Origin of the sequence: Streptomyces sp. R-74717 (assembly GCF_047305335.1) — a bacterium.
In the GTDB taxonomy this organism is placed as follows: Bacteria; Actinomycetota; Actinomycetes; order Streptomycetales; family Streptomycetaceae; genus Streptomyces; species Streptomyces atratus.
In genome coordinates this window covers 1,983,599-2,000,757 of record NZ_CP102361.1, presented here as the reverse complement: position 1 = coordinate 2,000,757, position 17,159 = coordinate 1,983,599, and the positions used below count along the sequence as shown (strand labels likewise).

Below are 17,159 nucleotides of genomic sequence, written 5' to 3'. Positions count from 1 at the left end.
ATACGGTCTGCGATATTCCTTGAGGCGGGTCGCGAGGGGCGATCGATAGCCTGCTCGACGACCAGGTGAACGAGTCGGCAGGGTCGAACTCCCCAGATTCTCCCAAAGGCCCGATTGTGAGCCTTGATTGGTTCGCTTGATACGTACAAGCAGCAAGGTGACGCGCATGTTCACGACCCGGCCGACCCTTCAGGGCACCTTCGGCATGGTGTCCTCCACCCACTGGCTCGCCTCGCAGTCCGCGATGGCCGTCCTGGAGGACGGCGGCAACGCCTACGACGCCGCCGTCGCGGCCGGATTCGTCCTGCATGTCGTCGAACCGCACCTCAACGGCCCGGCCGGTGAAGTGCCGATGATCGTGGCGCCGAAGGACGGCGAGGTGCAGGTGCTGTGCGGCCAGGGCCCCGCCCCCGCCGGTGCCACCGTCGCCCACTACCGCTCCCTCGGCCTCGACCTGGTCCCCGGCACCGGACCGCTCGCCGCGGCCGTGCCGGGCGCGTTCGACGCCTGGATGCTGCTGCTGCGCGACCACGGCACCAAGACCGTCGCCGAGGTGCTTCGGTACGCGATCGGGTACGCGGAGGACGGCCACGCGCCCGTCGAGCGGATCGGCCAGACCGTCGAGACCGTCCGCGAACTCTTCGAGACCGAGTGGCAGTCCTCCGCCGACGTCTACCTGCCCGGCGGCAAGTCGCCGAAGACGGGCGAGCTGTTCCGCAACCCCGCACTCGCCGCCACCTGGCGCCGGCTGATCGCCGAGGCGGAGGAGACCGGCGGCGAGGACCGCATCGCCCAGATCGACGCCGCACGGAAGATCTGGAGCGAGGGCTTCATCGCCGAGGCCATGGTGCGCCAGGCAGCCCGCCCCACCATGGACACCAGCGGCTCCCGCCACACCGGTACCCTCACCGCTGCCGACCTGGCCGGCTGGTCCGCGTCGTACGAGGCGCCCGCCACGTACGACTGGAACGGCTGGACGCTCGCCAAGGCCGGTGGCTGGAGCCAGGGCCCCGCCTTCCTCCAGCAGCTCGCCCTGCTCCCCGCCGAGCTCCCGCAGTACGGCTCCGCGGAGTACGTACACCTGCTCATCGAGGGCTGCAAGCTCGCCATGGCCGACCGCGAGGCCTGGTACGGCGACGCCGCCGACGTACCCCTCGACGTGCTGCTCTCGGAGCCGTACAACGCCGAGCGCCGTGCCCTCATCACCGACGAGGCCTCGTGCGAACTGCGCCCCGGCAGCCCGGACGGCCGCGCCCCCGTCCTCAGCGAGCACGCCCACGCCGTCGCCTCCGGCGAGGCCGGCTTCGATGCCATGGGCATCCCGGCGGCGGGCGTCGGCGAGCCGACCGTGGCGAAGAACCGCGCCGGTGCCGGCGAGCCGACCGTCGACAAGGACGGCACGACGCGCGGCGACACGTGCCATGTCGACGTGGTCGACCGCTGGGGCAACATGGTCTCCGCCACCCCCAGCGGTGGCTGGCTCCAGTCCAACCCGGTCGTGCCGGAGCTCGGCTTCCCGCTCGGCACCCGGCTCCAGATGGCCTGGCTCGACGAGGGCCTGCCGAACTCCCTCACCCCCGGCCGCCGCCCCCGCACCACCCTCACCCCGTCCCTCGCCCTGCGCGACGGCGTTCCGGTGATGGCGTTCGGCACGCCAGGCGGCGACCAGCAGGACCAGTGGCAGGTCCACTTCTTCCTGGCGGTCGCCCTGCGCGCCGAGGTCCGTGGCGGCCTCGACCTCCAGGGCGCCATCGACGCCCCGAACTGGCACAACGACAGCTTCCCCGGCTCCTTCTTCCCGCGCGGGATGCGCCCCGGCAGCGTCACCGTCGAGGAGGGCATGGACCCGGAGGTCGTCGAGGAGCTGCGCCGCCGCGGCCATGACGTCAGCGTCGGCGACCCGTGGTCCGAGGGCCGGATGTGCGCCGTGGCCCGTGACCCGGAGACCGGAGTGCTGTCCGCAGCCGCGAACCCGCGCGGCATGCAGGGGTACGCCGTCGGACGCTGACCGGCCACCTCCCCTCATGACCAGGTCGTCGGCTCCGCGGTGGACCGTGCTTAGCTGGGGTCATGATCGATGAATTCCTTGCCGGAGACCTGACCGAGGTCGAGGCGGCGGTCCGTGCAGCGGCCGCCGCCGAGATCATGCCGCGCTACCGGCAGCTCGCCGCGCACGAGATCGTCGAGAAGAGCGGCCCGCACGACCTGGTCACCACCGCCGACCGACTCGCCGAGGAACACCTCACCGCGTCCCTGACCAGGCTCCTGCCCGGCTCGGTCGTCGTCGGCGAGGAGGCGGTCCACGCCGATCCGAAGGTGTACGACGCCCTGGGCGGCGACGCGCCGGTGTGGGTCGTCGACCCGGTCGACGGCACCCGCCAGTTCGTCCGCGGCGAACCGGGCTTCTGCACCCTGGTCGCCCTCGCCCACCGCGGCGAACTCCTGGCCTCCTGGACGTATGCCGCGGCCCTGGACGAGATGGCGATCGCCGTCCGCGGCCGCGGTGCCACGCTCAATGGCAAGCCGATACACTCCGGCTCGCCCGCGCCCGGGGCTGTGCTGCGGGTGGCGATGTCGCACCCCGACTACACCACCGAGGCCCAGAAGCGCGCCCTCCTGGGCCTGCGCACCGAGGGCATCGATGCCCGCCCCTGTGGTTCCGCGGGCCTCGAATACCTCGCCGTCGCCCGCGGCGACCAGGACGCGGTCGCCTTCAACTGGGAGTACGCCTGGGACCACGCGGCAGGCCTGCTCCTGGTCACCGAGGCGGGCGGCGCCCAGGCCACGCTCTTTGGCGCCCCGTTCCGTATCACCGGCGGCAACGCCCTGCCGTTCACGGCGGCCCGTGACGAGGCGACCGTCGAGCGCGTCCTTCAGGCGCTCCGCGGCGAGGCCTGACCGACCGCCGCCTCGCCGTTGCCGTGCTGGACCAGGCAGAACGGATGCCCGGCCGGGTCCGCGTAGATCCGCCACGGGCGCCCCGTCCCGGCTCCGTCGTCGAGGACCACCGCACCGGCCGCCACTGCCTGTGTCTGTGCCGTGTCCAGATCCGGGACGCCGAAGTCCAGATGGAACTGCTGCGGGTGCACCGGGTCCCCCCACCGCGGCGGCCGGTGGTCCGCCACCCGCTGGAAGGCGAGGACCGGCCCGGCTGCCGTGTGGAGCGTCGACCAGCCGTCGCCGAGGGCCCATCGCCGGTCCGGCCGGTCGACCTCCCCGCCGAGCAGACGGTGGTAGAACCCGGCGAGGCGTGCGGGATCGGCGCAGTCGAGTACCACGCACTGGAGTTCGGCGATCACGAACAGCTCCCGGGTTCTCCGGCGCCGGTCGCCAGCACCGATCGGACGTCCCGCACCAACTCCGCGGCCCTCCGCACCGCCGCCGCGTCCAGCCCCCGCAGGGCCTCGCCGACCCGTTCGGCGAAGTCCGCGGGGGTGTCCGGCAGGGCTGCCGCAGCGGCCAGCGCACCCTTCTCGTTCAGACACCAGGTGCGGTGGTGGGCGTGGAGCGACTGGGTGAGGATGCCGAACGCCCGCGACAGGCACAGGGCGACATGGAGCGGGTCCCCGGCAGGGGCCGACTTGCGGGCGGCCGCAACCGAGAATTCCGCCTCCCACGCGGCTTCGACGAGCGCGGTGCGCAGGGGCTCCGGATAGGTCCGGGTCTCCTGCTGAAGCACTGCCAATTCGTTTCGGGGATCGGCGAGTACCCGCCCGAGCGCGACCTCGCCGGGATAGGCGGGGGACCAGAAGCCGAGCGGGTGCCCCGGCTGCACGCCCACTTCGAAGCGGCCTTCGAGGCAGTCGGACCAGACCGCCTCCACCCGGTCCAGATCGCGCAGGATCCAGTCCACCGGGGCGCCGTCCACCCGCAGCCAGGCTCCGCCGTCGACCCAGGGCCCCCAGCCGCCGGGACCCGCGACCTCTGCCGGGGAGCCCTGCACCTCGGACGCCAACGCGGTCAGTGCGGCCAGGTCAGGAGTGCCGCGGTAGTACACGCCCAGATCCCAGTCGGAGTCCGGGCGATGCGTGCCGCGGGCCCGGCTGCCGCCCAGGGCGACGGCCCGGATGCCGGGCAGCGCGGCGAGCCGGGAGGCCATGTCCGCGATACGGACGGGCGTGACAGAGCCGGATCGCGCCACTGGCGCGGTGGGAGATTTCGGCGTGTTCATCGAGCGGCGACCCTACCCGCGACCGGGCTGTCGGCGCCTCGGAATATCCTGGGTGTCCTGGCCGCCGGCTGACGAAGGAGTCCGAAGGTGCCGTCGATGCTTGATGCTGTCGTCGTGGGGGCGGGGCCCAACGGACTGACCGCCGCGGCCGAACTGGCCCGCCGTGGTTTCGCCGTGGAGGTCTTCGAGGCGGCCGAGACCGTCGGAGGCGGTGCCCGTACCGAAGAGCTCACCCTCCCCGGCTTCCGCCACGACCCCTGCTCCGCCGTTCATCCGCTGGGCATCGGCTCGCCCGCGTTCAACGCGATGCCGCTGTCCCGGCACGGCCTGGAGTGGCTCCAGCCCGAGCTGGCGCTCGCCCACCCGTTCCCGGACGGGTCGGCCGCCGTGCTCACCGGGTCGGTGGGGGAGAGCGCCATGTCGCTCGGTGCCGAGGACGCCGGGGCGTACCGCAGGCTCGTCGCCCCCTTCCTCGGACACTGGGACACCCTCGCCGAGGACTTTCTGCGCACCCCGTGGGACGGGCTGCCCCGTGACGCGTACCGCTGGGTGCGATTCGGTCTCGACGCGCTCCAGCCCGCGACGCTGCTCTCCCGCCGTTTCCGCGGTGCGAAGGCGCGCGGTCTGATCGCCGGGCTGGCCGCCCATGCCATAGCGCCCGTCAGCGGCGTGGCCACCGGCGGGATCGCCCTGCTCTTCGCCCTCGCCGCGCACGAGAAGGGCTGGCCGGTGCCGCGCGGCGGATCGCAGGCCATCTCCGACGCCCTTGCCTCGTACATGCGCGAACAGGGCGGCACGATCCGTACCGGCACCCAGGTCAAGCGCCTGGACGAGCTCCCGCCCGCCCGCGCCTACATCTTCGACACCTCGCCGACCGCCCTCGCCCGCATCGCGGGGCTGGGCCACGCCTACAGCGGCTATCGGTACGGGGCATCCTGCTTCAAGATCGATTACGCGCTGTCGGGCCCCGTCCCGTGGACCGCGAAGGAGGCCCGCCGCGCCGGAACGGTCCACATCGGCCCCACGGCCGGCGAGATCAACTCCGCGCTGAGCGCCGCGGTGGCGGGCCGCGACCCGAGCGTGCCGTTCCTGATCACCGCACAGCCCAGCCTGGTCGATCCGTCCCGCGCGCCCGAGGGCCGGCATGTCTTCTGGGCGTACGGACATGTCCCGGCGGGCTGGGAGGGCGACGCCACCGATGTCATCGAGCGGCAGCTGGAGCGCTTCGCCCCGGGCTTCCGCGACCTGGTGCTCGCCCGAGCGGTCGCAGGGCCGCCCCAACTCGCGGCGCGCAACGCCAATTACGTCGGCGGCGACATCGCGTGCGGCGCGTTCTCCGGCCTCCAGACGGTGATACGGCCCAAGCTCGCACGGGTTCCGTATGCGACGGCGCATCCGGCGGTGTTCCTGTGCTCCTCGGCCACTCCGCCCGGCCCGGGCGTGCACGGCATGTCCGGTCACCATGCGGCGAAGGCCGTCTGGCGGCGGCTGCGGGCGGCCTGAGCACCTCAAGCCCTTCCGGAGCGCCGGGGGAACGGGGCGCCGCGCCGTTCGGAACGCCACGTCCAGGCGCTCGGTTGTCGGCTGCATCGACTTGCGCTTCCCGTCCAGCATCAGCCCGCACAGGTACAGCTCGCCCTTGGCCCGCTGATCCCGACGGACCGGCGAGCCCACCATCTCCGCCGCGAAGGACCGAGAGCGGGCCGGCGAGCGAGAACGACGTGGCCCGCGCCCATGAGGCAGGTCCTCCTGCGGTCGCGACCGTGGCAGTGCCGTCGATTGCCGATGACATTTGCCGTAAGTCGGCGGGGTGCGGCAGCCGTCCGGCGGGAAGGCATCGTCCGTAACGTGGTTGTCGTAGCGAGCTGTCGAGCTCCAGCGCGAGGGAGGTCGGACCGGAGTGCGTTTCGGGAAAGGGGCATGACCGCTCGCGCCACGGGACGTGCTTTCACGCTCGCCCAACATGAGGAACCAGTGGTTCCTCCATGCCCGGCCTCCTCCTGTCTGCATAACGTCGTCCCAGACGGGCGAGCCCGTCAAAATAGGATCGGTACGCTGACGTGTCTGTTGGCCAATCGGTCGTGGGCCGAGGCTGACTTCACATGAGAACAAGGGATGTTATCGGCATGACAACGCTCAGTGGCCCTGTCGAGGCTTTCACCCAATGGATTGTGGAACATCAAGAGATGCTCGTCGAAAATATCCTCACGGCGGTTTGGCGTGACGGTCTTTCGGACAGTCCTTTCAGTAGGGATCCCGCGCTGGTGACGGTGGTGCGGTCGGAGACAGCGATGCTTGTCGCGCGTTTTGTGAAAGGGCTCCAGAGCGGGCAGCAGGAGCCGATCTGGTCACCCGAGGCGCAGCACATCGCCCGGCTCGCGGCACTGCACGAGATACCGCTGGACGCGCTCATAGCCAGTTACCGGGTCGCGCAAGGGGTCGTGCAGGACGCCTTCTTCCAAGCCGCGCAGGAAGCGGAGATTTCGGCGACCGAGGTCGTGCACGTCTTACGGTTATGCTGCAGTCAGCTGTCCCAACAGATAAAAGTAATCCTCGAGTTCGTTACGGATGAGTACATGGACGCGCTGGAAGCGAGCAGCGCGGACGAGAACGCGATACGTCTCCGGGTGGTCCGCTCCGTTCTGAACCAAACGGGCTCCGCCATCGAATCGCCTTTCTACGATCTGAACGCCGAGCACGTCGCGGTAGTGGCCTGGGGTGCGGCGGCGAGGGCGCTCGCGGCATTCGCGCGCGAATGCGGAAACTCCGCCGTCTACGCCTTCATCGACCGCGGTGTCATGTGGGCGTGGTTCAGCTCGGTGGGTCCGGACCAGGTGCACGAAGCGGTGCTGGAACGCACCCCGCGCGGTCGGCTGGGAACCGGCGGATCGGGCAAGGGAGTTCTGGGCTTCAGGCAGTCCCACCTCGAGGCGCAGTCCGCCTACCGCGTGTGCGAGCGGACCGGGCGCCGGAACGCGCATTTCCCCGAGGTCGCCCCCGAGGCGATCGGGCTGGCGGACCTGGACGTCGCACGCGGCCTCGTCCACCGGCACCTCGGTCAACTGGTCGGCGGCGACAGCCGGCAGAGCGAGCTGCGCAAGACGCTGGAGGTCTATCTCGCGTCGAGGCACTCCGCCCGCTCCGCAGCCGTCAAGCTCGGGCTGACGGAACGCACAGTCGCGAACAGAATGCAGGCCGTGCGGGCGCTGCTGCCGCCCGACACGGAACTGTCCTCGGTCGAACTCGCCCTCGCGCTGCGGCTGCGGACCCTGGTGATGGGCCGGTCGGCGGAGTCGTAGCCCGATCGGCCGCCCGAGGCGTACAAGCGGCCGGCCCCGCCCGTGGGCGCCTTCCCCCGGGAGGAGCCCGGGGGAAGGCGGGGCTCGTCGCGACCATGGCCGGCCCGGTCGGCACGGCGGGGGAGCGCGTCGCCCGGCACGGGTCTCCGCCCTGCCACCGGCCGGCCCACCGAGTCCTCTGAGCGACCGGGCCGACGATGGGCCGGGGTCGTGAAACTCCGGCCACGACACCGTCGTCGGCCCGGTCGCCCACCCCCGATGCCCTTCCTGGAACGGGAAGATCGCGGGCGGATGTTTCACATTGCTGTCATTGTCCGCACACGCTCCGTGATGCCAAGCTGGTCGAGATCGGAGCCTGCAAGGGGCGTCCGGAGACCTCATCAACCCACAGGTATTCCGACTCATCACTCCGAGGACACGGAATGGCGTACATGACCACTGGCTTCAGCCCGGTGTCATTCACCGGACCTCGAAAATCCGCCATCCAAGCACTGCCGGGAATCACCGCTCCCGGTTCGTCCGGCCGATGTTGCGCCGGTGGTCTCCCCCGGTGACTTCTCTGCCGGTTCGGGCCATCGAGCGGCAGGCGATGTGCAGATGCTTCCCGGCGCGGGTCGGACGGTACCTCCCCGATCGAGGCACCCGCGCCCGGGTGGGCGAGTGAATCCGACTCACGACACGTGGATGGGAACATGGCGGACAGGCCCCTGCTGAACCGCGCGCCGGCCGGACTGGGCACGACGATCTTCGCGGAGACGTCCGAGCTCGCGGCCAGAACCGGATCCACCAACGGCGGCGCCCGGCACCAGCCGATCGTCTCGCTGCCCGAGCGCTGTGGCGTCATGGCCATTCCCGACCAGATCTTCTACGCCGATCCGCAGGCCGGCCGGCCGCTGGTCCGCTACGCCTTCCGCAAGCGGGCCGACGTGCTGCAGGAGGCCGTCACGCGGCTGAAAAGGACTGTTCTCCGGACCCGTCCTGCCCTTCGTCATCCCTTGAGCGGCGGCCGCGCGCAGTCCGCTCGGACCAGAGGAGAGCCATGACCACACGTCCCGCCCACACGGCCACGGTGCCCGGGCCCGCGACGTCTCTGCCCGACGGCCGGGTGCGGTCCATGCCCGCCGCCTCGCTCGCCTGGTCCGACGGGGCCATCAGCATCGTCGACCAGCGGGCGCTTCCGCACGAGACCCGGTGGCTGCGGCTGGAGAGCGTGGACGAGCTCGTCGATGCCATCCGCACGCTCGCGGTGCGCGGTGCTCCCGCGATCGGACTGGCCGGAGCCCTGGGCGTGGCCCTGTCCGCGTACCGGCACACCACGCCCGACGGCTCCACCGACGAGGCCGCGGTCCGCGCCGACGCCGAGCGGATCGCCACGGCACGGCCCACCGCGGTCAACCTGGCCTGGGCCGTCGGCCGGGTGGCCGAACGGATCCCCGAAGGCCCCGACGCGGTGCTCCACGCGGCGCGGGAGGCGATCGACGAGGACATCGCCACGACCCGCGTCTGCGCCGTCAGTGCCGCCGACCTCGTCGCCGGGCTGCTGCCGGACCGGCCGCTGCGCGTGCTCACTCACTGCAACACCGGCCGCCTGGCCACGGCGGCGAGCGGTACCGCCCTCGGCGCCATCCTGGAGCTGGCCGCCCGCGGCCGGATCGCCGAGGTGCTGGTGGACGAGACCCGCCCTCTGTTGCAGGGCGCCCGGCTCACGACCTGGGAACTCCAGGAGGCCGGTGTGCCGTACCGGCTGTGCCCCGACTCGGCGGCCGCCGCCGCGATGTCGAGGTCCCTGGTGGACTGCGTCCTCGTGGGCGCCGACCGCATCGCGGCGAACGGCGACACGGCCAACAAGATCGGCACCTATGCCCTGGCGGTGGCGGCCACGAGGCACGGCATCCCGTTCGTCGTCGTGGCGCCGGAGTCCTCGTGGGACCCGGAACTGCCGGACGGCTCCGGGATCGTGGTCGAGGAGCGCGCGGCCGACGAGGTCACCACGCTGGCCGGCGTCCGGGTCGCCCCCGAGGACGCCCGGGTGTTCAACCCGGCGTTCGACGTGACGCCGCACGAGCTGATCACCGCGCTCGTCTCCGAGGAGCGAGTGCTGCGCCCGGCCACCTCCGCCGCGCCGGCGGTCCTCGCCCCGGACAGTGCGACGGGGGAGCACCGGACGCGTGCGGCCGTTGGCCTCGCCGACCACTCCCGCGACCTCTACCTGCGCGGGTGGATGCCCGGGACCTCCGGCAACCTCTCGGTCCGACTGCCCGGACCGTCCCCCCACGCGCTCATCACCGGCAGCGGCCTGGACAAGGGCACCCTCGGCCCGCGGGACATGGTGCTGGTCGACGCCGTCACCGGGCAGGCCGCCGGACCGGACGGCGACGGGCCGCGGCCTTCGGCGGAGACCGCAATCCACGCGGCCGTGTACCGGTCCGTCGAGGAGGCGGGCTCCGTCGTGCACGCGCACTCCCCGTACTCCACCGCCCTCGCCTGCCGTATCGGTGTTGCAGGCCGCCTCTCCTGGCTGCCGCTGCGGGACCTCGAACTCCTCAAGGGACTCGGCCTCACCGACCCCAGCCGCACCGCGCTGCCCGTCTTCCCCAACTGGTCCGACGTCGCCCGTATCGCCCACGACGTGGCCGGTCATCTGGCGAAGTCCCCCGAGGCGCCGCCGGCGCTCCTCATCGCGGACCACGGCATCACGGTCTGGGGGCGCGACCTGGCACAGGCCCGCAATCGGCTGGAGTGCGTCGAGGCCATGTGTCACCTGCTGCTGCTCAGCGGCGAGCCGGATCCGAACCGCCTGGCCGCATGACTCCTCCCGGAAAGGAATCACTGCTGTGACCCTGCTTCAGATCATGCCCGAAGACGCCCCCCGGAAGGTGCTGCTGCGCACCCGCGACGACAAGGAAATCACCCGCGAACTCGCCTCCTACGGGATCACGTTGCGGCACTGGCCGCTGCGCACCGATGACAGCGCCGCCCTCGACGACCAGACCCTGCTGAACCTCTACCGCGAGGAGATCGAGGAGGTGTGCACCCAGGACTCGATGAAACTCGTCGATGTCGCCCGGCTGCACCCGGCTCCGACCGAGGAGTGGCGCGAGCGCGCCGCGAAGGCCAGGTCGACGTTTCTTGAGGAGCACCGGCACAGCGAGGACGAGGTCCGATTCTTCGCTCACGGTTGCGGCCTGTTCACGCTGCACCTCGGCGACCGCGTCTTCGCCGTGCTGTGCGAGGCCGGCGATCTGCTGTCGGTGCCGGCCAGTGTCCTCCACTGGTTCGACATGGGCGAGCGCCCCGACTTCGCGGCCATCCGCTTCTTCCGTGAGGAGGACGGCTGGGTGGGCGACTTCAGCGGCGCGCCGCTCGCCCGCCGCTTCCCGGGGCTGGACGACCTCACGGGGTCCGGCCGGTGACCAATCTTCGTGCGGATGCGGTGGTTCTCGACATCGAGGGCACCATCGGATCCCTGACGCACGTACGGGACGTGCTCTTCCCGTACGCCCGCAGGCGCCTGGCGGACTGGTTCGGGCGCCACCGTGACGACCCCCGGCTGGAAGCCCTGCTGCATGCCGTGCGGGAAGAGGCGGGACGTCCGGAGCTCGATGAGACGGGTGCCCTGGCAGTACTCGTCGCATGGTCGGACGCGGATGTCAAGGCCGCCCCGCTGAAGACGGTCCAGGGCTGGATCTGGGCCGAGGGGTACGCCGAGGGCGACCTGCACGGGCACGTGTACTCGGAGGTGCCCTCCGTGCTGCGCCGGTGGCGGGCGGACGGGATGCGTGTCTTCACCTACTCCTCGGGCTCCGCCAAGGCTCAGCTGGACTGGTTCGGCCACACCGCGTACGGCGACCTGACCGGACTGCTGGACGACCGGTTCGACCTGGAGAACGCGGGCCCCAAGAACGACCCCGGCTCCTACCGGCGGATCGGCCTCATGATAGGTGGCTCCGCCGTGCCGCCCGTCTTCCTCAGCGACACCGCCTACGAACTCGACGCGGCGGCGGCCGCAGGTTGGACCGGCGTCGGCGTACGCAGGGACGACGACCCCCGCGGAACCGAGGTGCCCGGACACGTCACCGTAACCGCCCTCGACCGGCTCCACCTGGGGCCGGCCCCCGCAGCCACCCGTGCCCACGACCAGACCGTCGGAGAGGTGTTCTTCTCATGAGCACATCACAGCAGTCCGCCGCCCCGGCCCGGATCGGGGTGATCGGCGGCACCGGCTTCTACGAACTGCTGTCGGATGCCACCGAGGTCACGGTGAGCACCCCCTATGGCGACCCGGCCGACACGCTGACCGTGGGCATGGTGGGCGGACGCCGGGTCGCCTTCCTGCCCCGGCACGGCCGCGGCCACGCCCTCCCCCCGCACCGCATCAACTACCGCGCGAACCTCTGGGCGTTGCGCTCGGTCGGCGTCCGGCAGATCCTCGCCCCGTGCGCCGTCGGCTCGCTCCGCCGCGACCTCCTGCCCGGCAGTGTCGTCGTCCCCGACCAGGTGGTGGACCGTACGAGCGGCCGGACGGGAACCTTCTTCGACGACACGGTCGCGCACGTGTCCTTCGCGGACCCATACTGCGACGTGGGCCGGTCGGCCGTCCTGAAGGCGGCCACCGACTGCCGGTTCGAGTCGATCAGCGACGGCGGGACGATGGTCGTCGTCGAGGGCCCACGCTTCTCCAGCCGCGCCGAGTCCCGGTGGTACGCGGCGGCGGGCTGGTCGCTGGTGAACATGACCGGCATGCCCGAGGCCGCGCTGGCCCGTGAACTGGCCATGTGTTACACGTCGGTGGCCCTGGTCACCGATCTGGACGCGGGCATCGACGCCGAGGAGAGCGTGGCCCAGGAGGACGTCTACGAGGTCTTCGCCCGGAACGTCGAGCGGCTGCGCGGTCTCGTCCTGAGTACCGTCTCCCGGCTTCCCGAGGACCGCGACTGCCGTTGTGCACAGCAACTGGACGCGGCCGACGCGCTTTTGGCCCCGCCTTCCGCGTAACCGCGCGCTCGGTGGCACCGGTCGGCGCCGGACACGAGCCGGCCGGTGTCAGACGAGCCGGCTCTGCGGATCCGGCGAGGGGCGCGTCGGCACCGGCGACGGACGGTGCCAGCCGCGGCAGTAATGGATCAGGGGTGGTGCGGCGGTGAGCGTCACCTTCTCCAGCCGGCCGACGAGGATGCTGTGGTCGCCGCCCGGCAGAACCTGCTCGCGCGAGCAGAGGAACCTGGCCGACGCGCCGGGCACACCGGGCAGGCCCCCCTCCAGGGGGACGAGTCCGGCCTCCGCCTCGGCCCGATCGTGCCGCGCGAAGGCGGTCGCCACGTCGGCCTGCTCGTCGGTGAGGACGTTCACCAGGAAGTGGCCGGCCGCAGCGAACACGTCATGGGTGCTCCCGGTCCGGTTCATGCAGACCAGGAGCAGGGGCGGGTCCGCGGAAAGGCTGCAGACCGCGCTCGCGGTGAACGCACGCGGTTTTCCGTTGTCCTCCATGGCGGTGACCACGGTAACGGGAGAGGCGAGGTGGGACATCGCCTCGCGGAACACTTCCGCGGTCACGGCCGTCCCGGGCGGAGCGGGGCCGTCGCCGAGGAGGACGGAGCGCATCCGCTCCGCGACGCCGGCGGCCCGGCCGTCTCCGGCGGCGTGCGGTCCGCCGACCACCGGCAGCCGAGTGACCGGGCCACTGGTGAGCTCGGCCCACAGGCCCGCGTCCCGTTCCGGGGCGTCGGCCTCCTCGTCACCGGTGAACACGGTGACCGGACAGTCGAGACGCGGGACCCGGCCCGCCTCGCGATACCAGCTGTGCCACTCCTGGTCCCGGCGGATCCGCGCGTCGGCGTAGGAGCGAGCGTCGTTGAGCTCCAGGAATTCCCGGGGCACGCAGACCGCGCCCGTCAGGGCCGCCAGGAACGTGAGGTCGGGACGCGTGTGCTCCCCCGTCCTCCCGTTCTCGCCGCGCCGGCCGTGCGGCAGGGTTCCGGACACGAACATGTGCCGCGGGGACCGGTGCCCGGCGGCCACGAGGCGGCGCGCCGCCTCGTACCCGATCAGTCCGCCCGTGCCGCAGCCGTAGACGGCGTACGGAGCGTCACCGACCTGCCGTGGGATGCGGGCAGCGAGGTCGTCGACCGCCTCGGCGAACCTCTGGTACGGCCGGTCCTGGCCCCGGTCGCCGGGGCCGTCCGGTTCGATCGTGACGACCTCGACCCCCGGGCCGAGCGTGGCCGTCATGGCTGGGAAGGGATGAGCCGGCTGATCCCCGCAGGGAATGCAGAGCAGTTTCATGGGCACGTCCGAAGTGATGTCGGGGACAGGGAGCTGCTGCTCGTCGGCGGCCCGGATACGTGGGGCACTTTGGCTCGTGACAGGCAGGCCGGGGTGCGGCCCGGGGGCCGATGCTGCGGGTTCCGGGCCGCACCGCCGCGCCCCGTTCCTCCGGCCGACGTCGGTGACTCGGGGCGGAGCCGGTACGGGCGCTACCGGTAGGACCCGGCGCTCGCCCGGACGGGCCGTGGCTGCGGGCGCTGTTACGGCATGACGAGGGGGTCCCCGATGATGAACCGGTCGAGCGGCTCGGCCATGGCGCTCCTGGCCGGCGGGTGGAACGCCATGGCCCGGGCCGACGTGAAGAACGTCGTGCTGAAGCCGCTGATCATGTAGGATGTTCCGCCGAGCAGTTCGGTGGCGTGCGCAGCCACTCGCTCGACGGTCCGCTGTGCCGAGTACCGCACATACAGTGCGCGGGCCACGCCCAACTGGTCTGCGCCGCCGGCCATCGCCGTCCGGGCGACGGCCTCGAGGGAGGCCATGGTGGTCTCCAGCTCGCCGACGAGTTCCACCCGCTCCGCGGCGGAACCCCGGCGCTGTCGGAGCACCTCCTCGACCAGACCACTGGCCGCGCCGACGTAACTCGCCGACATCAGAACCTCGAAGACGTGGAACACCGTAGCGAGCGCCGCGTTCAGGGACTGCGGGTCTCCCAGGGAGGATATGTAGTCGTCCGGCACGTCGACGTCGGTCAACACCACCTCGCACGTCTCCGAGCCGAGCAGCACCGGCGAGTCCCCGAGCGGTCGTACCTCGATGCCCGCGGTGCCGGCCGGGATGATCGCGAGGGCCATCTCCGTATCGCTCGTACCCGGGGACGTCAGCATGACGCTCGCCGTGAGGTAGTCCATCGACTTCGAGAGGCTGCATGGCTTCTTGGTGCCGTTGAGGCGCCATCCGCCGCCGTGGCGTTCCCCCTTCACCAGGGGTTTGAGAATGCTGGCGGAAGGCTTGCCCTCACCGAACGCGGACGCGAGGTACAGGTATTTCCCCGCGACCGCACCGAGCAGTTCCTCGGTGGCGGGACACGGCGGCATGGCGATCACCGTGCACACGTGCATGTTCGCCGCGAGGGCCAGCGACGGCGACCGCGCACCCAGCACCCGTTGGACGTGCAGGGCATCCACGAGGGTGGCGTCCAGACCGCCGAGCTCCTTGGGGACCATGAGGGCCGGCCCGCCATACTCACGGAAGATGGTCAGCGCGGGGGACCTGTCGGACTCCAGCTCGGCCACCGGGAATTCGCGAAGCCTCTGGTCGAGACCGGGGAACAGCCGTTCTGCAGTGGTCAGTTCCTCGACCATGAAGTTGATGGGCACGTTTCAACCTCTCATTTCACATGGCATCGTCCGACGGTCCGCCGTCGTCGATGAACTCAGTGATGCGCTCGGCCAGCCAGGCGGGCTCGTCGAGCGAGACGAAGGCGCGGGAGTGCTCAGCGATCGCCACCGAGCTGTGCGGGAAGCACGCGGCCAGCCGCTGCGCGTGGTCGAACGGGAAGAGGGGATCCTTCCGGGACCAGACGACGAGTACGCGCCCCTTGAACCGGTGCAGCTCCTCGGCCACCGCGCTGGTGACCTCGGGCCGCAGGCCCCGCAGCAGCTTGGTGAAGTCCCTCTGTACTCCCCGGTCGTAGGGCAGCGCGCCGAGCAGTTCCGCTACGGTCCCCGACGCCACCTTGCTGCGCGACACGAGCATCATCATCGCCCGCTTGACGAAGCCCAGACGCAGGGAGAGCGACACGGCCCGGATGGCGCCCGGGACGGCGGCCAGGCCGCGCATCGGGACCAGCAGTTTCGGCGGACAGTTGTCGAAGGCGTCCGAGGGAAGGAGCACCAGGCGGTCGAACAGCCCGGGTTCACGCGCCACGGCGATCTGGGAGATCGCCCCGCCGGTGTCGCTGCCGACGAGCACGATGGGCCCTGACAATTTCCGCGCGATCTCGATCACACGCGCAGCGTGTGCCTCCAGGCTGCAGTCCGCGCTCGGTTCGAGCGGTGTGCGGTGCCCGCCCAGCGGCAGGTCCGGCACAACCATGTGGAACCGGTCGCGCACAGCCGCGATGAGCGGGTCCCACAGGTGCCCGTTGACCATCAGCCCGTGCACGAGCAGGAGGGTCGTACCCTGCCCGAAGTGCCGTAAGTCGATCGAGCCGCCGGAGGTCTCCACCCGGGATGTCTCGTCATGCATGCTGGACGTCTTCCTTTCGATCAGCCGGTCAACGTGAGCACCTCGATGTCGTAGACGAATGCTTTGTCGTCATGAGTGAGCGACGAACTGAGCACGTCGTCACGGACCAACGTGGACCGTGCCTCTTCCGGCACCTGGTGCTTGGCCAGGAAATTGCGGTAACACACCCGTCCGTCGGGCCGGCCGACGCGCACGATGTGACGCATGATCCGATCGAATCCCTCCTGGCCGATACAGCTTGTCACATCGGACAACGAGAACTTGTCGAGCGATCCCTCGGGAACGTTCGCCAGGTAGTCGATGAGGTTCTCGGTGACGATCTCGACCTTCGTGCGCGCGGCGCGGATCGCCTCGTAGTTCTCCCGCAACAGGTAGTGCGGGAGCGTGTCGCGGTCCGGGTAGCGCCCGAGGAACGTGAACGCGAGCCAGTGGTTGTCCTTCGCGAGGTGGTTCATGAAGGAGTGGTGGACGCGTTCGAGCACGTAGCCGCCCACGGAGTCCACGTCGATCGTGATGCGGTAGCCGGGGTCGTTCAGCACGGTTTTCAGCACCCGCTCGGAAAACCCGAACCGGACCAGCGACCGCCACAGGACGCCGTCGATCTTCCCGAGGTAGACGGCCCTCTGCTCGTCGAGCGTCCGGGCCGAGAACAGGTCGCGCATGGCACGGCCGTACAAGACCCGCATAGCCGGGGCGACGACGCGCCGATAGAACTTCTCGTGCCGCCCCGACATCACCAGGCCGCTCTCGATTTCCCCGCGGTGCTGCGAGAAGTAGTGGAACGCTTTGTAGCTGATCTTTCCCTGGAGTTCCGAGAACAGCCGCCAGCGGTCCGGGCACGGGTCGATGCCGAGGAACGCGAGCAGCGAGTCGTACTCGAAGTGCCTGATCGCCGCCAGTTTCACCTCGAGCAGATAGTTCTGGCCGGGCGCGGTGTCCACCGACACCACCGAACGCGGGTCCTTGGCGACCAGGCTCAGAGTGCGGCAGCCGCTGCCCGTGACACTCAGCACGTCCTCGCCGGCCGAGACGCCCAGAGCCCGCATCTCCGAGTCGGAGTCCTCGTCACACGTGCTGTACAGGATCCACTTCTCCGAGCCCTTCGAGCTCATCATCACCATTCCTCATTCGGGCTTGATGGGACCGTCCGCCGGGTGTTGCGGGCCGGACTGACT

Annotated in this window: 15 protein-coding genes and 1 pseudogene; 9 read left to right on the top strand and 7 right to left on the bottom strand. The window is 70.9% G+C overall.

Translation table 11 applies throughout. From position 1 onward, the window contains the following. The first annotated feature begins 166 nt into the window (after window positions 1-166). Window positions 167-2,008 (top strand): gamma-glutamyltransferase family protein, encoded by a 1,842-nt coding sequence (locus tag NRF20_RS08985; RefSeq protein WP_413752359.1) that lies wholly within the window; start codon window positions 167-169, stop codon window positions 2,006-2,008. A 62-nt stretch (window positions 2,009-2,070) separates the two neighbouring features. Continuing rightward, window positions 2,071-2,898: an inositol monophosphatase family protein gene (locus NRF20_RS08980; protein ID WP_266356238.1), complete on the top strand. Its 828-nt coding sequence runs from the start codon at window positions 2,071-2,073 to the stop codon at window positions 2,896-2,898. Here the strand turns inward: NRF20_RS08980 and NRF20_RS08975 are convergent. Both NRF20_RS08975 and NRF20_RS08970 read right to left on the bottom strand, forming a co-directional pair. Then, window positions 2,874-3,299: a VOC family protein gene (locus tag NRF20_RS08975; RefSeq protein WP_266356237.1), complete on the bottom strand. Its 426-nt coding sequence runs from the start codon at window positions 3,297-3,299 to the stop codon at window positions 2,874-2,876. The two genes, NRF20_RS08980 and NRF20_RS08975, sit on opposite strands and share 25 nt — an antisense overlap. Beyond that, on the bottom strand, window positions 3,296-4,099 hold the full coding sequence (locus NRF20_RS08970) for a nucleotidyltransferase family protein (RefSeq protein ID WP_413754548.1): 804 nt from the start codon (window positions 4,097-4,099) through the stop codon (window positions 3,296-3,298). The genes NRF20_RS08975 and NRF20_RS08970 overlap by 4 nt, the downstream gene beginning before the upstream one ends. A gap of 159 nt (window positions 4,100-4,258) precedes the next feature. On the opposite strand from NRF20_RS08970, the gene NRF20_RS08965 reads away from it, so the two are divergent. Then, window positions 4,259-5,674, top strand: a complete 1,416-nt coding sequence (locus NRF20_RS08965; RefSeq protein WP_398633398.1) for a phytoene desaturase family protein — start codon at window positions 4,259-4,261, stop codon at window positions 5,672-5,674. Window positions 5,675-5,737: 63 nt separating this feature from the next. Here the strand turns inward: NRF20_RS08965 and NRF20_RS08960 are convergent. Next, window positions 5,738-5,848: pseudogene (locus NRF20_RS08960) on the bottom strand (transposase); the annotation flags it as partial. 449 nt (window positions 5,849-6,297) lie between these two features. On the opposite strand from NRF20_RS08960, the gene NRF20_RS08955 reads away from it, so the two are divergent. From NRF20_RS08955 to NRF20_RS08930, 6 genes are all read left to right on the top strand, one after another. Continuing rightward, window positions 6,298-7,470: a helix-turn-helix domain-containing protein gene (locus NRF20_RS08955; RefSeq protein ID WP_398633399.1), complete on the top strand. Its 1,173-nt coding sequence runs from the start codon at window positions 6,298-6,300 to the stop codon at window positions 7,468-7,470. A 692-nt stretch (window positions 7,471-8,162) separates the two neighbouring features. Continuing rightward, complete coding sequence (locus tag NRF20_RS08950; protein WP_413752358.1) at window positions 8,163-8,513, top strand: hypothetical protein; 351 nt, start codon at window positions 8,163-8,165, stop codon at window positions 8,511-8,513. Continuing rightward, window positions 8,510-10,279: an S-methyl-5-thioribose-1-phosphate isomerase gene (gene mtnA, locus NRF20_RS08945; RefSeq protein WP_398633401.1), complete on the top strand. Its 1,770-nt coding sequence runs from the start codon at window positions 8,510-8,512 to the stop codon at window positions 10,277-10,279. The genes NRF20_RS08950 and mtnA overlap by 4 nt, the downstream gene beginning before the upstream one ends. A 25-nt stretch (window positions 10,280-10,304) precedes the next feature. Beyond that, window positions 10,305-10,883 (top strand): 1,2-dihydroxy-3-keto-5-methylthiopentene dioxygenase, encoded by a 579-nt coding sequence (locus NRF20_RS08940; RefSeq protein ID WP_413752357.1) that lies wholly within the window; start codon window positions 10,305-10,307, stop codon window positions 10,881-10,883. Then, window positions 10,880-11,638, top strand: coding sequence for an acireductone synthase (gene mtnC, locus NRF20_RS08935; RefSeq protein ID WP_413752356.1), 759 nt, complete (start codon window positions 10,880-10,882; stop codon window positions 11,636-11,638). Before NRF20_RS08940 ends, mtnC begins: the two co-directional genes overlap by 4 nt. Next, on the top strand, window positions 11,635-12,465 hold the full coding sequence (locus NRF20_RS08930; RefSeq protein ID WP_398633404.1) for an S-methyl-5'-thioadenosine phosphorylase: 831 nt from the start codon (window positions 11,635-11,637) through the stop codon (window positions 12,463-12,465). Before mtnC ends, NRF20_RS08930 begins: the two co-directional genes overlap by 4 nt. A gap of 48 nt (window positions 12,466-12,513) precedes the next feature. Here the strand turns inward: NRF20_RS08930 and NRF20_RS08925 are convergent, their stop codons facing one another. The 4 genes from NRF20_RS08925 to NRF20_RS08910 all read right to left on the bottom strand — a co-directional run bounded on the left by NRF20_RS08925 (window position 12,514) and on the right by NRF20_RS08910 (window position 17,099). Continuing rightward, window positions 12,514-13,752 (bottom strand): flavin reductase, encoded by a 1,239-nt coding sequence (locus NRF20_RS08925; protein WP_398633405.1) that lies wholly within the window; start codon window positions 13,750-13,752, stop codon window positions 12,514-12,516. 242 nt (window positions 13,753-13,994) lie between these two features. Next, window positions 13,995-15,113 (bottom strand): acyl-CoA dehydrogenase, encoded by a 1,119-nt coding sequence (locus tag NRF20_RS08920; protein ID WP_398633406.1) that lies wholly within the window; start codon window positions 15,111-15,113, stop codon window positions 13,995-13,997. A 16-nt stretch (window positions 15,114-15,129) separates the two neighbouring features. After that, complete coding sequence (locus NRF20_RS08915) at window positions 15,130-15,984, bottom strand: alpha/beta fold hydrolase (RefSeq protein ID WP_398633407.1); 855 nt, start codon at window positions 15,982-15,984, stop codon at window positions 15,130-15,132. A 20-nt stretch (window positions 15,985-16,004) separates the two neighbouring features. Beyond that, window positions 16,005-17,099, bottom strand: coding sequence for a DUF3419 family protein (locus NRF20_RS08910; RefSeq protein WP_398633408.1), 1,095 nt, complete (start codon window positions 17,097-17,099; stop codon window positions 16,005-16,007). Between the last annotated feature and the right edge of the window lie 60 nt (window positions 17,100-17,159).

Excerpts from the sequence above, each read along its gene's own strand:
- NRF20_RS08930 (WP_398633404.1), top strand. The coding sequence starts at position 11,635 with ATGAGCACATCACAGCAGTCCGCCGCCCCGGCCCGGATCGGGGTGATC.
- mtnA (WP_398633401.1), top strand. The coding sequence starts at position 8,510 with ATGACCACACGTCCCGCCCACACGGCCACGGTGCCCGGGCCCGCGACG.
- NRF20_RS08985 (WP_413752359.1), top strand. The coding sequence starts at position 167 with ATGTTCACGACCCGGCCGACCCTTCAGGGCACCTTCGGCATGGTGTCC.
- NRF20_RS08925 (WP_398633405.1), bottom strand. The coding sequence starts at position 13,752 with ATGAAACTGCTCTGCATTCCCTGCGGGGATCAGCCGGCTCATCCCTTC.
- NRF20_RS08910 (WP_398633408.1), bottom strand. The coding sequence starts at position 17,099 with ATGATGAGCTCGAAGGGCTCGGAGAAGTGGATCCTGTACAGCACGTGT.
- NRF20_RS08950 (WP_413752358.1), top strand. The coding sequence starts at position 8,163 with ATGGCGGACAGGCCCCTGCTGAACCGCGCGCCGGCCGGACTGGGCACG.
- NRF20_RS08980 (WP_266356238.1), top strand. The coding sequence starts at position 2,071 with ATGATCGATGAATTCCTTGCCGGAGACCTGACCGAGGTCGAGGCGGCG.
- NRF20_RS08915 (WP_398633407.1), bottom strand. The coding sequence starts at position 15,984 with ATGCATGACGAGACATCCCGGGTGGAGACCTCCGGCGGCTCGATCGAC.
- NRF20_RS08955 (WP_398633399.1), top strand. The coding sequence starts at position 6,298 with ATGACAACGCTCAGTGGCCCTGTCGAGGCTTTCACCCAATGGATTGTG.
- NRF20_RS08970 (WP_413754548.1), bottom strand. The coding sequence starts at position 4,099 with ATGGCCTCCCGGCTCGCCGCGCTGCCCGGCATCCGGGCCGTCGCCCTG.